The 14,485-nt window shown below is 45.2% G+C and carries 10 protein-coding genes; 5 read left to right on the forward strand and 5 right to left on the reverse strand.

Going from position 1 to position 14,485, the window contains the following annotated elements; genetic code table 11:
- Window positions 1-9 precede the first annotated feature (9 nt).
- The gene (locus DLE54_RS09945; RefSeq protein WP_110817046.1) at window positions 10-1,350 is read right to left on the reverse strand and encodes a GNAT family N-acetyltransferase; all 1,341 of its coding nucleotides are present in this window, start codon (window positions 1,348-1,350) and stop codon (window positions 10-12) included.
- Between the two features lie 625 nt (window positions 1,351-1,975).
- Between DLE54_RS09945 and DLE54_RS09950 the strand changes: the two genes are divergently transcribed.
- From DLE54_RS09950 to DLE54_RS09965, 4 genes are all read left to right on the forward strand, one after another.
- Window positions 1,976-4,195, forward strand: a complete 2,220-nt coding sequence (locus DLE54_RS09950) for an NADP-dependent isocitrate dehydrogenase (RefSeq protein WP_110817047.1) — start codon at window positions 1,976-1,978, stop codon at window positions 4,193-4,195.
- Between the two features lie 331 nt (window positions 4,196-4,526).
- Window positions 4,527-6,749 (forward strand): NADP-dependent isocitrate dehydrogenase, encoded by a 2,223-nt coding sequence (locus DLE54_RS09955; protein ID WP_110817048.1) that lies wholly within the window; start codon window positions 4,527-4,529, stop codon window positions 6,747-6,749.
- A gap of 115 nt (window positions 6,750-6,864) precedes the next feature.
- Window positions 6,865-7,392 (forward strand): ion channel, encoded by a 528-nt coding sequence (locus DLE54_RS09960; RefSeq protein ID WP_011961301.1) that lies wholly within the window; start codon window positions 6,865-6,867, stop codon window positions 7,390-7,392.
- Between the two features lie 55 nt (window positions 7,393-7,447).
- Entirely contained in the window at window positions 7,448-8,059 is a 612-nt protein-coding gene (locus tag DLE54_RS09965; protein ID WP_110817049.1) for a pseudouridine synthase, read from the forward strand.
- Between the two features lie 61 nt (window positions 8,060-8,120).
- Here the strand turns inward: DLE54_RS09965 and DLE54_RS09970 are convergent, their stop codons facing one another.
- On the reverse strand, window positions 8,121-10,016 hold the full coding sequence (locus DLE54_RS09970) for a M61 family metallopeptidase (protein WP_110817050.1): 1,896 nt from the start codon (window positions 10,014-10,016) through the stop codon (window positions 8,121-8,123).
- Window positions 10,017-10,452: 436 nt separating this feature from the next.
- On the opposite strand from DLE54_RS09970, the gene DLE54_RS09975 reads away from it, so the two are divergent.
- Entirely contained in the window at window positions 10,453-10,935 is a 483-nt protein-coding gene (locus tag DLE54_RS09975) for an FKBP-type peptidyl-prolyl cis-trans isomerase (protein WP_011961304.1), read from the forward strand.
- A 146-nt stretch (window positions 10,936-11,081) separates the two neighbouring features.
- On the opposite strand, the gene phoR is transcribed toward DLE54_RS09975, so the two are convergent.
- From phoR to dtd, 3 genes are all read right to left on the reverse strand, one after another.
- Window positions 11,082-12,749, reverse strand: coding sequence for a phosphate regulon sensor histidine kinase PhoR (gene phoR / locus DLE54_RS09980; protein WP_110817051.1), 1,668 nt, complete (start codon window positions 12,747-12,749; stop codon window positions 11,082-11,084).
- Between the two features lie 185 nt (window positions 12,750-12,934).
- A complete protein-coding gene (phoB, locus tag DLE54_RS09985; protein WP_110817052.1) occupies window positions 12,935-13,636 on the reverse strand; it encodes a phosphate regulon transcriptional regulator PhoB in 702 nt (233 codons plus the stop codon).
- 242 nt (window positions 13,637-13,878) lie between these two features.
- Window positions 13,879-14,319 (reverse strand): D-aminoacyl-tRNA deacylase, encoded by a 441-nt coding sequence (gene dtd / locus DLE54_RS09990; RefSeq protein ID WP_110817053.1) that lies wholly within the window; start codon window positions 14,317-14,319, stop codon window positions 13,879-13,881.
- Between the last annotated feature and the right edge of the window lie 166 nt (window positions 14,320-14,485).

The raw sequence follows: 14,485 nt of genomic DNA on the forward strand, positions 1-14,485 counted from the left end.
TGCCGGTATTTAGCCTTTAAACGCCGGCATATTATCAATATTAAAAGGCAGGGCTTCATGAGCCTGTTGCCGATACTGCTGCATATAATGACGGTCTTCGGCACAGAAATTGGCTATGGCCGGCTCAAAACGCGGATCATAAATGCGGTGTAATGAGTGAGTCTTGGTTGGCACAAAGCCACGAATCAGTTTGTGCTCGCCTTGGGTACCCGGATCAAAGTACGCCAAACCTTTATCAATAGCAAATTCAATGCCCAGATAATAACACAGCTCAAAGTGTAGGCTATCATACTCCTCTAAGCACCCCCAATAACGGCCGTATAAAGTGGCGTTTTTTTGTTTTGGATCATCATAAAAGAACAAACTACTGGCAATAATATCACCGCCCTCATCTAGAGCCTGCGCCAGCATCAGATGCTCCGGCATACTTTGTGCTATTTGCTCAAAAAACTCTGCGGACAAATAAGGATGGCGACCACGCACTGCGTAAGTCATCGCATAGCATTGGTAAAATATATCCCAGTCATCTGAGCCAATATCATGCCCAGTTTTGATACGGCATGTTAGCTTTTGCTTGGCAATTTTTTTACGCTCAGCTCGAATATTTTTACGCTTTTTGGCGGTAAGCGTCGTCAAAAAATCGTCAAAATCTAAAAATGAGTTGATACCCTGCACCGCCGAGGTGTCCTCTGTGTTGTTATCTGTATGGTTATCCGCGGCGGCAGTCAGCTTTTGATTGTGCCACAAAAACTGACAGCCTTGACGCTCAAGTAGCTGCGGGCTCATTGAAGATAAGGGTTTGGCTGCGGTTATTTGCTGGTGCTGCATAAATAAGCCATGCCAACTTGACGCACCCGTCTGCTTGGCTACCTCATCAATGGCCGCAATCGCTGCTTGCCAAATCTCAGTCGTTAAAGCAGCGCCTTTTGCTAACCAAAACCGCTGGCCGCTTACGGGCGTATAAGGCACAGCGGTGACCAATCTGGGGTAATAGTCTGCCCCATAACGGGCATAAGCCTCGGCCCATGCATGATCAAACACATACTCACCTTGATGATGCCCCTTTATAAATAAAGGCATCACAGCAACTAAGTTCTCAAAAGTATCCGTTTTAGGCAGGTTTTGTGGCAGGTTGTCTTGATAATTATTGGACGCATCCCCATTTTCGTTGTGCCGCGGATTTTTGTAAATCAGCACATACAGCGGCACCCACCCCGACTGTTGCCCAATAGCACCAGTGTCTGTCAGTGCTTGCCAATAGGCATAGGACATAAAAGGGGTATCGGGCTGTTGCCAGTTAATAGCAGACTGCCAAGTTAAGTCTTGAGTTAGGGCATATGAATAGGTCATAAGGTCTATTTATGGTTTTAATGGCTTATTAGATTAGCAAATACAGAGCTTTTTTGCGGTCACAATTTGCAACCAGTTAAATGCGCCGTTTTTTTTCACTACTTAGGTAGGGATTAGTACTTAGGTAGGCATTAATAAGTTATGTAGGCGTTAATAAGCGCTCAAGCAGGCTGCTTTAGGCATAAAAAAAGCCATCTACACGCCCATAGATGACTTATTTTGCTATTTTGTATTTTCAAAAAACAACAATTGTACGTAAGGGATGATATCCACGCCAATCACTGGTAAAATATACCCTAAATAGCTTAATATAATTTGTATACAGAGCATATTGGTAAAAATAGTATACTTAGTTCATCCTATACAATTGACATCATATCGAATTTATAGTTGATCGACTATAATACCTCTGTGAGTCATTAGTTGAAACTGGCTTAAATCAAAGAAAGGTTGAGACCCCTCGTTCAGATTACGCTGTTATGGGTGATAACTGATCGAAAATATCTTGAAAAACTGCCCCATGGGGACTTCCCCCTTTCATAGCTCATTGTTGCCCATCACAATTGAGCTATTTGACAATTTAAGCTTTCTTATTCACTACAGCCTAAAGGAACCTATTACTATAATGTCAAAAATTATTTATACCAAAACCGATGAAGCGCCAGCGCTTGCCACGTTATCACTGCTACCTATTGTTGAAGCCTTTACGAAGACAGCAGGTATTTCTGTTGAAACCAGCGATATTTCAGTTGCTGCGCGTATCCTAGCTGAATTCCCAGACTATCTAACCGAAGAGCAACGTGTTCCAGACAATCTAGCTGAGCTAGGTCGCCTGACCCAAGATCCTAATACCAACATCATCAAACTGCCAAATATCAGTGCCTCAGTACAACAGCTTAAAGCAGCCATTAAAGAGCTTCAAGACAAAGGCTATGCGATTCCTGATTTTCCAGAAGACCCAAAAACTGAAGAAGAAGAAACGCTGCGCAAACGCTATGGTAAAGCTCTTGGTAGTGCCGTAAACCCAGTACTTCGCGAAGGTAACTCAGATCGCCGTGCACCAAAAGCGGTGAAAAACTACGCGCGCAAACATCCGCATTCAATGGGTGAATGGAAGCAGTGGTCAAGTACGCACGTCTCACACATGCACAGTGGTGACTTCTACCACGGTGAGCAGTCTATGACGCTAGACAAGGCGCGTAACGTACGTATGGAGCTACAACTTGACGATGGCTCAACCAAAGTACTTAAGCCTGAGATTGCGTTAAAAGACAAAGAAATTATCGACTTAATGTTCATGAGCAAAAAAGCTTTGCTTGAGTTCTATGAGCGTGAAATGGAAGACTGCCGCGACGCAGGTATCTTGTTCTCTTTACACGTAAAAGCGACCATGATGAAGGTATCTCACCCCATCGTATTTGGTCATGCAGTACGTATTTATTATAAAGAAGCCTTCGAAAAACATGGCGAGCTGTTCGAAGAGCTTGGTATTAACGTAAACAACGGTATGGCCGATCTTTACGAGAAGATCAAAACATTGCCTGCCTCTAAGCGCGAAGAGATCGAACAAGACTTGCATGCCTGCCAAGAACATCGCCCCCGTCTGGCCATGGTAGACTCTTCAAAAGGCATCACCAACTTCCATTCTCCAAGTGACGTTATCGTAGATGCTTCAATGCCTGCTATGATTCGTAACGGCGGTAAAATGTGGGGTGCTGATGGCAAGATGTATGACTGTAAAGCGGTCATGCCTGAGTCAACTTTTGCGCGTATCTATCAAGAGATGATCAACTTCTGTAAATGGCATGGTAACTTTGACCCAACCACTATGGGTACGGTACCAAACGTGGGTCTAATGGCTCAAAAAGCAGAAGAATACGGCTCACATGACAAAACCTTTGAATCAAGTGATGCAGGCATGGCTCGTATTGTCGATAATGAGACAGGTGAAGTACTGCTTGAGCAGCATGTTGAAAAAGGCGATATCTGGCGTATGTGTCAGGTGAAAGATGAGCCTATCCAAGACTGGGTAAAACTTGCCGTTCGCCGCGCTCGTGAGTCAGATACTCCTGTGGTCTTCTGGTTAGACCCTTACCGTCCTCATGAAAATGAGCTGATTAAAAAAGTAAAAACTTACTTAAATGATCATGACACGGAAGGTCTACGCATCGAAATCATGTCACAAGTACGTGCAATGCGTTATACGCTAGAGCGTGTGGCCCGTGGTCTAGACACTATTTCAGCCACAGGTAACATCCTACGCGACTACCTGACTGATTTATTCCCAATTTTAGAGCTGGGCACCAGTGCGAAAATGTTATCCGTGGTACCATTAATGAAGGGCGGCGGTCTATTTGAAACCGGTGCTGGTGGTTCTGCGCCTAAGCACGTTCAGCAATTGCTAGAAGAAAACCACTTACGTTGGGACTCTTTGGGTGAATTCTTAGCGTTAACTGTGTCATTAGAGCACTTGGCCAACAACGATGACAATGCCAAAGCTAAGCTATTGGCAGAGACGCTAGACCGAGCCATTGAGACGCTGTTAATTAACAACAAGTCACCTTCTCGCTCAACGGGTGAGATTGATAACCGTGGCAGTCACTTCTATCTGGCCATGTACTGGGCTCAAGAGCTTGCTGCTCAGGACAAAGATGCTGAGTTAAAAGCTCAATTTACGCCTGTAGCTGAGCAGCTTACCAATAATGAAGCAACCATCATTAAAGAGCTTAATGAAGTACAAGGTAAGCCTGTAGACATTCATGGCTACTATTTTGCTGATGAAGATTTGGCTCAAAAAGTTATGCGCCCAAGCAAAACTTTTAATGAAGCTATCGCTTCTATCTAAGTTTAGGTACTTATTTAAGTATTTTTCACAGCTTAAGGCTAAGCCCATTTAGTTAAAGCGATTCTGCTTTATCTAAAAAAATACCCTAAGAGCAGTCTCTTGGGGTATTTTTTTTGGCTAAAATTTAAAATCACAACCGCTCATAAGTGATGACAGATACGATTTGTAAACTGACTATTAAGTCCGCCTTTTAGTATGATTAAACTTAAGCAGATTAAAACCTTTTGCTCACAACCCCAAAAACAAATCTTTTTTTGAGCCGTCAGAATATCTTTCGCCATAACAAAACACGGCCTCAGTCATAAAACAATAAAAAGGAATGCATACCATCATGTCAAAAATTATATATACCAAAACCGACGAAGCCCCAGCGCTGGCCACGCAGTCATTTTTACCCATTGTACAAGCATTTACGCATAGTGCCGACATTGAAGTTGAAGTCAGTGATATCTCATTAGCCGCCCGTATTTTGGCACTTTTTCCAGAGTATCTAAGCCCCGAGCAGCAAGTGCCTGATGCACTTACCGAGCTTGGCCAATTAGTGCTAAAGCCTGACGCCAATATCATCAAATTACCCAATATCAGCGCCTCTATTCCTCAGCTAAAAGCAGCCATTAAAGAGCTGCAAGACAAAGGCTTTGCGGTGCCTGACTTCCCAGATACCCCCAGCACCGATAAAGAAAAAGAAGTGCGGGCCCGTTTTGATAGAATCAAAGGCAGTGCGGTAAATCCAGTACTACGTGAAGGTAACTCCGATCGCCGCGCCCCAAAAGCGGTTAAGGCCTATGCCCGAGCCAATCCACATGCCATGAAGCCTTGGCGCCGTGACTCAAAAACCCATGTATCTACCATGGCACATTGTGACTTCGTTGATGACGAAAAGTCAGTGACCATCGATAAAGAAACCAAGTACCGTGTGGTCTATACCGATGAGACCGGTACAGCTACCGAGCTTAAATCGCCTGCTCCGCTATTAAAGGGGGAGCTGATGGACACCTCTATCTTATGTTTTGATGTGCTAAGCAATTTCTTACAAGAACAAGTGCAAGATGCCAAGGCACAGGGCCTGTTATTCTCTATTCATCTAAAAGCGACTATGATGAAAGTGTCTGACCCAATCATCTTTGGTGAGGCGGTGCGAGTTTATTTTAAAGACTTGTTTGCCAAACACGGTGAGACTTTTGACAAGCTCGGTGTCAACGTCAACAATGGCTTTGCCCAGCTGCTGTCCAAGATTCAAGAGCTGCCAGATGATCAGCGTCAACAGATAGAGGCAGATATTCAACAGGTATATGATACCAATCCGCCACTGGCCATGGTCGATTCAGACAAAGGCATTACCAACTTGCATGTGCCAAGTGATGTCATTGTCGATGCCTCTATGCCAGCGATGATCCGTAACGGTGGTCAAATGTGGGGCCCTGATGGCAAGCTACATGATGTGAATGCAGTGATCCCCGACAGCAGTTATGCCGCTCTTTATGATGAGACCATCCGCTTTTGTAAAGAGCATGGTGCCTTTGACCCCACCACCATGGGCACTGTACCCAATATTGGCCTTATGGCTCAAAAAGCCGAAGAGTATGGCTCGCATGACACCACTTTTCAGATGCCAGGCAAAGGAAAAATCCAAGTCATCGATGCCGATGGCAACGTGCTGACTGAGCATGCGGTCAAAAAAGATGACATCTGGCGCATGAACCGTGTCAAAGATGCCCCTATCCAAGACTGGGTAAAACTTGCAGTGACCCGTGCCCGAGCCAGCGGCATGCCGGCCGTTTTCTGGCTGGATAAAAACCGGGCTCACCACGCCGCCTTAATCGAAAAAGTCGAGTTGTACCTAAAAGACCATGACACCGAAGGCTTAGAAATTCATATCATGCCCATTCGTGAAGCAACCCGATTTACGCTTGAGCGTCTGATCGCTGGCAAGGATACGCTGTCAGTCACCGGCAACGTATTGCGTGATTATCTGACCGATTTATTTCCCATCCTTGAGCTGGGTACCAGTGCTAAGATGCTATCTATCGTGCCGCTTATGAACGGTGGCGGCCTGTTTGAAACCGGTGCTGGTGGTTCAGCGCCCAAACATGTGCAGCAGCTGCTGGAGGAAAATCATCTACGCTGGGATTCACTGGGAGAGTTTTTGGCATTGACTGTGTCACTTGAGCACGAAGCTGAGCATGGCACCGCACAAAACCCAAAAGCGCAAATCCTAGCCGATACTCTAAGCGATGCCACCGAGAAGCTCCTGCTAAACAACAAGTCACCTTCACGTAAAGTGGGTGAGTTGGACAACCGCGGCAGCCATTTTTACTTGGCCATGTACTGGGCTCAAGCATTGGCCAAGCAAGATCAAGATGCCAGCCTACAACAAAGATTTGCGCCACTGGCTAAAGCACTTGCCGATAATGAGGATACTATCGTCAAAGAGCTTAATGAGGTGCAAGGTCAGCAAGTGGACATTGAGGGTTACTATCTGCCCAATGATGAGGTTGTGAAGCAGGTGATGCGCCCAAGCCAAACCTTCAATAAGATTTTAGCTGCGCTATAAGCACAAGCCATGAAGCCTCATCTGGCTGACATGGCTCGCTACATCGCCCGTTTGATTTTATGTTAATACCTCAGTAGTTTAAACTACTGAGGTATTTTATATTAGGCGCTTTATCATGCTAAAACTAAACACAGCTAGACGCACGCTTATTCTTTTTATTATTGTGGCCACTGTTTGGTATACTTTGACCCGTTTTTTAGCCGATAGCGCTTGGCGCGATAGCGTTATTATTGGCTTTAGCTTCTTATTTTGCGGCGTATTTTTGTGGTCAGTATTTAGCACGTTACAACGCATTTATGGCGACAGTGGCAATCTCTACAAAGAGCTTATACTCTTTAGCTTTAATGTCTTTTTGTTCTTGTTGGTTTTTTCGGCCATGTATTCTCAGATTGGTATTGTGGACACGACCCGTGACGGTAGTCCCCTCACCCATGATTTTTGGCTCAGCTGCTATTATTCTATTATTACTTTTACCTCCACAGGCTATGGTGACTTTCGGCCACAAGGTGTTGGCCGCGTCTTATCAAGTATGCATGCTTTGGTGGGGTATTTGGTGCTTGGCCTTATGGCTTCAACCAGCTTATCGGTTGTTCAGTGGACGGCCAAAGGCAGTGGTATAAACCGCGGCACTGATCCTGATTAGGCACCAAAATCGTTGTTTACTCCCTTTTCATTGATGTATTTGGAACTTCCCTTTTATGGCCACCTCAAGTGTTATCTTATTTAACAAACCCTACGGCGTTCAAAGTCAGTTTAGTGATGATGCCAATAACAAGTTTGCGCCGTTATCCCAGTTTTTCACCGATAAATCGCTCCGAGTGGCCGGACGACTCGATGCAACCAGTGAGGGGCTTTTGCTGCTGACCTCAGATGGCCGGGTCAATAAAGCCATTACCCATCCGCCCAAAGCCAATTCAGGGCGTAAGCAGGGCAAAACTTACTTAGTACAGGTAGAGGGCATCCCCTCAAATGAGCAATTAGAGCAACTGCGTCAAGGGGTGCTGCTAAAAGATGGTCAGACCCTACCCGCTGAGGTAAAACACATTAGTGAAGAGGATTTACCCATGCCACTTTGGCAACGTGATCCACCCATTCGTGAACGCAAAAGTGTGCCTGACTCATGGCTAATGATGACCATTTATGAGGGTAAAAACCGCCAAGTGCGCCGCATGACCGCTCATGTTGGCCTGCCCTGCCTACGCCTGATTCGCTGGTCTGCTGCCGGCTTTGAGCTGGGCAATTTAGCGGTAGGCGAGTTTGTACGGGTACATTTAAATGACAAGCGCTTAAAGGATTTGGGTGTTTTTTAAATCATTAAACAACAGCCTGGTATAGCCGTGCCCTTTTGGCTCGGCTATACCCTATCAATCACTACCGTATAAAATCCGGTGTTAACCAGTGCTCAAAGCCTGAGTCGCCTAAACTTAAACTAATCTTCTCTAAACTTGGATTGGCACTCACCCCTGACTGGGTTTGGTGACTCACCTCAAAGCTCAACAGCTCATCACGGCGAAATGCATGACAGCTCACGCTATCAAGCCCTGACTCCGCCACAGTTTGTAGCTGTTTTTTGGTGGCTTTAATACCGTCAATCGCCACAATGACGTCTTTGGCAGAGAGACCTGCTTCAGCGGCCACACTGTCACGCAGCACTTTGGTGACTTGCAAGCCCTCAGCACTTTCAGTAACGCTAATACCCCACGCTAAGCTGTTGTCTCTGCTGTCTTGAGTTATCTTAATGCCATTAGCCTCTAGCAGCTCATAAATAGGTAACGCCTCTACACCATCGACATAGCGTGCCTTGAACTCTTTCCAAATGGCGTTGTCCATAAATTGGCTGAGGACCGCCTCTAGGTTATCGTTATTCATACCGATACGAATGCGATTGCCCGCTGCGCCTTGAGCCTTGGCCTGCTCATAAAAAGCTTTTACCACATCAAACAAACGATGCTTGCCCCCGCTTTGCTGCATCAGTGTTAAATCCAAACATAAAGCCACCAAGGCCCCTTTGTTATAGTAACTAATACCGGCATTACCCGTATTTTCATCAGCGCGGTATAGCTTAATCCAAGCATCGAAGCTGGACTCTGCCACACTTTGTAAAGCGCGTCCTGGCGTTTGGTTATAGCGGTTAATTTGGTTTTGTAGCAGCTTTAGATAGCTTTGCTGATTGATAACCCCTGAAGCTTGGAGCATAAAGTCATCAATATATGAGGTAAACCCCTCAAATACCCACAGCAGCGGCGTATAAGCCTCACGGCGTAAATCCACAGCCATCATCACATCAGGGCGTACGGTCTTCACCCACCAAGCATGAAAATACTCATGGCTGCACAATCCCAAAAAGCGCTGATAGCTTTCGCTCGGCTCTTGTGGCTCTTGAGCGGACGGTAAATCACTACGCGGGCTCACCAAGCTGGTAGAGTTAATATGCTCAAGGCCGCCGTAATCGTTGCCACTGGCATAGGTCATGAAAGTATAGCCCTCGTAATCCTCACCACTAAAAGGCGCGTCTCCGAGCCAGCTGACATAGCTTTGACAAATCTGAGTCACATCTTGCTGCAAGCGGCCCATGTTGGCGCTGTGCTTACCTGAGATATAAAAATGATGCACCGTGGTATTGTGTTTATTGTCTTGAACAATAAAATCAAACTCAGATTGCGGCGCGATTTCAAAAGGATAGTCGATAAGCTCAGGATAACTCTCAGCACTAAGCTGATAATAATGGACATGATCTGTATGCAGATAGCGATGCTTAAGACCACAGGCAATTTTTACCGAATCTGCACCCTTAGCTTGCGCGTCATAAAAGGCTTGCGGCACGCTTAAAGTCACTGCCACAGGTAACGCCTCTTGTCCCTCTATCGCCAAGGCCAATGAAGTAAAGTTGCCATACAAACGGGTTTGATCAACATAAGCGGTACGTACTGATAAGTCATAGCAGTACACCTCATAGCGCACCTCTACCTTCTCACCAGCCGTAATTTTGGGCAATTGCCACTCGTTTTTACTCAGCTTTTGCGCTCTGTATCTCTCATCTTTGCCAACAACGTGATACTGCACTGCGGTAATATTACGCGCAAATTCACGCATCAAATAACTGCCTGGAATCCAAGCTGGCAGCCACAGCACAGGCGCCGACTTGTCTGCAGTGAAGCTTAAAGTCACCTCGACTAAGTGCTGAGTGAAGCGCTCAAAATCCAAATGGTAATGCACGGCCAAATCTTGATCGTACTGAGTGGTTAAAGCATTATTTGAAGTAGTCATAAAGGTCTGTCATATCCGTGTTAGCGAAAAAAGTAACCCAGTAGTAGCCATCAATACCACCATCAATACTTAGGTAAAGGAGTGGCCAAAACCTTAGGGGCTTTAATTTATAATTAGGGGTACGCATTCAAACTTCAACCACCGTAAAAATTTAGTCAGCAAATATCGACTTTTAGCCCTAAAAAATGAGAATAAACTCATATTTTGTGGTCTTATGGCTGTTTTTTGGGCTATATTTTTAAAAAAATGTAAAAAAACTTCGCAATTTACCAATTAATTTGAGAACATGACTTGAAACTTTTATCTATCATCGCAATCTATTAGACAAGGCAATTAGCAGAGGTGTGGCATCAGTGATTTTTTGCCAACATAAACACCCTTCTTTATTGTATTATTAATTAACATATAGAACGCCTATATTATTCGAGGAATTTTTATGACCACAATCGCAAAAGATACTGCCGTACGTTTCAACTATATCTTAAAAGACGAAAATGGTAACGTTATCGATCAGTCACAAGGTGAGCCTTTAGCTTACTTGCATGGCCATAACAACATCATCCCAGGTCTTGAAAAAGAGCTTGAAGGCAAATCTGCAGGCGATTCATTAACTGCGGTTATTGAACCCGCTGACGCTTACGGCGAATACCAAGAGCAAGCCGTACAAAAAGTACCTCGTGCTAATTTCCAAGGCGTTGAAGACATCCAACCTGGCATGCAGTTCCAGTCTGAAGCAGAAGGTCAAGTTATGCTAGTCACAGTAACTGACGTAAACGATGACACGGTTACTGTCGATGCTAACCATCCTCTAGCTGGCAAAAAACTAAGCTTTGACGTAGAAATCGTTGAAGTACGTGCAGCGACTGAAGATGAGCTAAACCACGGCCATGTACATGGCAACGGCGGCGTTCAGCACTAATTTAGCCGTTAATGTTAGCGACTAACGCTGACATAGCTGACATAAAAGAGCCACTCAAGTTGAGTGGCTCTTTTTTTGAGTGAAATTTGTGCCGATTAAATAACCCTCTGTCACCTATACGCCTATACCGCTATACGTAGTCGCAGCTAGCTGTTTGAGCTGGGCTTATCCTGCAAATCCTGCACGTTGTTATTGTCTGTGACTGGCGGTTTTAACTTAGCAGCCGACTTACTGCTCACCCTCTGATAAATACGGCGTTTGGGGAACAGAACATGAAACTTAGAGCCTTTACCCTCCACTGACTCGATCGTCAGTTTGGCTTCATGTTGATAAAGTACATGCTTGACGATGGCCAATCCTAGACCCGTGCCACCTGTTGAGCGGCTGCGGCCGCCATCTACTCGGTAGAAGCGCTCGGTGAGCCTATCTAGGTGCTCATCAGCAATACCTATGCCATTATCACTTACTGTAAACAGACAGCCCTCTTTAACCTCTTGCCATGTAATACACACTTCCCCCCCTTTGGGGGTATATTTGATGGCATTGGTCACCAAGTTAAGCAGCGCACTGTGCAAGTACCCCTCAGCACCATAAATGTCTTGTTGCGAATCTAGATGCAAATCGATCAAGTGGTTGTAGTCTTTATTATAAGCTTGCGCATCATCGAAGATACGGGTAAGTAGCTTGGGCATATCCACACGCTCACTTTGTATCGACTCTTCGTTCTCCAAACGAGACAACAGCAACAAATCATTGATAATCTGATTCATACGCACGGTTTGCTGAGTCATAAGGCTAAAGCCGCGTCGCCATTTAGGGTCCAAATCTGGCTGGTCTGAGAAGGTTTCGATATAACCCATTATTACTGTAAGCGGGGTTCGCAGCTCGTGTGAAACATTACCCACGAAGTCTTTACGCATCTGCTCTAAATGATGCAAGCGGGTCACGTCATAGATAATCAGTAGCTTCTCTGTGCCAAAATGAGTGACCTCACACTGCAAAAACCGCTCATAATCGCGCCAAGAGCGCATTCTTAGGCCATCGTTAGGAGAGACGGCATCGACATAATACGCTTTAAACTCAGGCGCATCTATTAAGTCTAAGATACTGCGACCTTGGTCTTGTGAGCGTAAAGCCAGTAAGGTTTCGGCTGCCTGATTCCACCACTCCAAGCTGTCATCTTTATCCAGCAAAATAACCGCATCTTGCAAAGCCAGTAATGAGCTGCGGATTTTTTTAATCAGACCCATCATTCTTTGGTGGGTCATTTGCTCTTGTCTTTTGCTCTCATAAAGCTGATTGGCCATAAACGTCATACTGCCTGACAACTCAGGCGGCGGCAGGGTTAACGACTTACTCATCCAGCCATAAAACTGCTGAACCGAGTACAAGCGCCACACATAGTACAGTACCAGTGCCACGATAATCCCCCAAGGCAGCGCATTCATATAGTGACCTAATAAAGCCCCTAGCAAAATTAATATGACCAACCACTTAAAGTCTGACCAGAGCAACGTGGCTCTGGGGTTTTTATTATCGGGCAGTGGCTCTATGATGTTTTTGGAATTAGTGTCGCTAAGGTTCTGATACAGATTACTGTAGGGGTTTTTATAAGGACTGCTTTTGGTTACTTTTTTAAGAGGTGTGGCTGTTGTAGCACCATCAAAGCCATCTATTAAGCGCTCTTTATTCTCCTCGCTTACCGTCACCTGCTCAGAGACAGCCTCCCCGACCTCTAACTGCTGTTGATGAGGCATATCAGACTGACGGCCCAGCTTAGAAGCTGAATTAGACTGTGATTTAGACTGGCTCATGGTGCTCTCAACTTAACAATAATCAATAATAGAGTTGGCCCCAAGATCTTAGTTAACGTCGATATCTGCTTAACCTTTATGGCAGGCAGTAGCAAAGATGCCGTGTAAAAATCGACTTTTAACACCAAGAGCGCCGCCTGATCAGCAGCGTTCAATAGGACAAAAAACCAGTTAATGACTTACAATTAGCCATTACGCTGAGTTGAAAAGCGGTAACCGGTGCCGCGTACCGTTTGGATAAACTCAGCATAGTTATACGGTTCAAGCACTTTACGTAAGCGGCGGATATGCACATCAATGGTTCTGTCTTCGACATAGACGTTGCCACCCCATACTTGGTCTAACAGCTGAGTACGGGTATAAGCCCGCTCTGGATGGCTCATAAAAAATGCCAATAGACGGTATTCGGTCGGACCAATTTCAAGCGGTGTACCATCGGCTGACAACCTTTGGCTGACTGGGTCTAGACTTAAGCCTTCAGCTTCAATAGGCTTGTCACCTGATAAGGCGCTGCTACGGCGCAGTACTGCCTTAATCCGTGAGACCAGCTCGCGGGTGGAGAACGGCTTGGTGATATAATCATCTGCCCCCGCATCTAAGCCTTGTACTTTATTGTCTTCCTCGCCGCGCGCAGTCAGCATAATTATGGGAATCTCAGAGAGCAGCTCATCTTTTTTTAGACGGCGGCACAGATCGATACCGGATTGGTTACCCGGTAACATCCAATCTAATAAAATCATAGCTGGTCTATGGTCTACCACTTGACTGTGCGCTTCACTGACATCTTCGGCCTGCAGACACTCAAAGCCTGCCATTTCTAAGGTAGTGACGATCATCTCGCGAATGGCAGGCTCGTCTTCTACAACTAGTATGGTTTCGATATTCATCTGTTTACTGTCCTATTATTGGCATATCTAATGGCTTATTGGCCACGCACTACAAAGGTAGGCAAATATTACCGTTATATTACAACGTAAAATTATGACAGTTAGATGAAAAAAGTGTAACTGATGAGATTAAGCGCAACCTTGTATTTTATAAACGCCCTTTATTAGGCTTTTTAAACAGACTGTATTATCATACTAATGTATCACCCTTTACATATCATGTGCTGCTAAAGACGTTGTTATTAACTTATCTCCAAAATAAAGTTTAAGGGCCCATCATTGTCTGCCTGAACCAGCATATTGGCACCAAACTCCCCAGTGGCGACCTTATCATGTTGCTGCTTGGCATAATCAATCATCTGCTTAAACAGCTCACTGGCCTGTGCAGGCGGCATTGCCCCACCAAAATCAGGGCGACGCCCCTTATCGGTCTTTGCCATCAACGTAAACTGCGACACCAGCAGCAAGCCACCCGCCACTTGCTGTACATTTTTATCCAGCTTACCGGCGTCATTATCAAATATTCGGTAACCCAAAATTTTATCAATCATCTTTTGGGCACTCTCTAATGTATCTTCTGGGGCCAAACCAATATAGGCCAATATACCCTGCTCAATTTGACCCACAATCTGATTGTCCACACGCACACTGGCGGCGCTGACTCGCTGTATTAAGGCTTTCATAATATCTGCTCCTGTATTTTACTGGCACTCTTTATGTATCTAATGGTTTAGCCGCTATGTTTTATAGTGATTTATAAGCGGCAGGTCTACTTACGGACGACCTTGCTTAATCTTGATTATGCTAAACTAGGTGCTCCTTAACTTTTAGTTTTTATCACTGGCAAGT

Origin of the sequence: Psychrobacter sp. YP14 (assembly GCF_003209315.1) — a bacterium.
GTDB lineage: Bacteria > Pseudomonadota > Gammaproteobacteria > Pseudomonadales > Moraxellaceae > Psychrobacter > Psychrobacter raelei.

Bases quoted from the DNA above. Each gene is read 5' to 3' on its own strand.
- DLE54_RS09945 (WP_110817046.1), bottom strand. From the start codon at position 1,350: ATGACCTATTCATATGCCCTAACTCAAGACTTAACTTGGCAGTCTGCT.
- DLE54_RS09950 (WP_110817047.1), top strand. From the start codon at position 1,976: ATGTCAAAAATTATTTATACCAAAACCGATGAAGCGCCAGCGCTTGCC.
- DLE54_RS09955 (WP_110817048.1), top strand. From the start codon at position 4,527: ATGTCAAAAATTATATATACCAAAACCGACGAAGCCCCAGCGCTGGCC.
- DLE54_RS09960 (WP_011961301.1), top strand. From the start codon at position 6,865: ATGCTAAAACTAAACACAGCTAGACGCACGCTTATTCTTTTTATTATT.
- DLE54_RS09965 (WP_110817049.1), top strand. From the start codon at position 7,448: ATGGCCACCTCAAGTGTTATCTTATTTAACAAACCCTACGGCGTTCAA.
- DLE54_RS09970 (WP_110817050.1), bottom strand. From the start codon at position 10,016: ATGACTACTTCAAATAATGCTTTAACCACTCAGTACGATCAAGATTTG.
- DLE54_RS09975 (WP_011961304.1), top strand. From the start codon at position 10,453: ATGACCACAATCGCAAAAGATACTGCCGTACGTTTCAACTATATCTTA.
- phoR (WP_110817051.1), bottom strand. From the start codon at position 12,749: ATGAGCCAGTCTAAATCACAGTCTAATTCAGCTTCTAAGCTGGGCCGT.
- phoB (WP_110817052.1), bottom strand. From the start codon at position 13,636: ATGAATATCGAAACCATACTAGTTGTAGAAGACGAGCCTGCCATTCGC.
- dtd (WP_110817053.1), bottom strand. From the start codon at position 14,319: ATGAAAGCCTTAATACAGCGAGTCAGCGCCGCCAGTGTGCGTGTGGAC.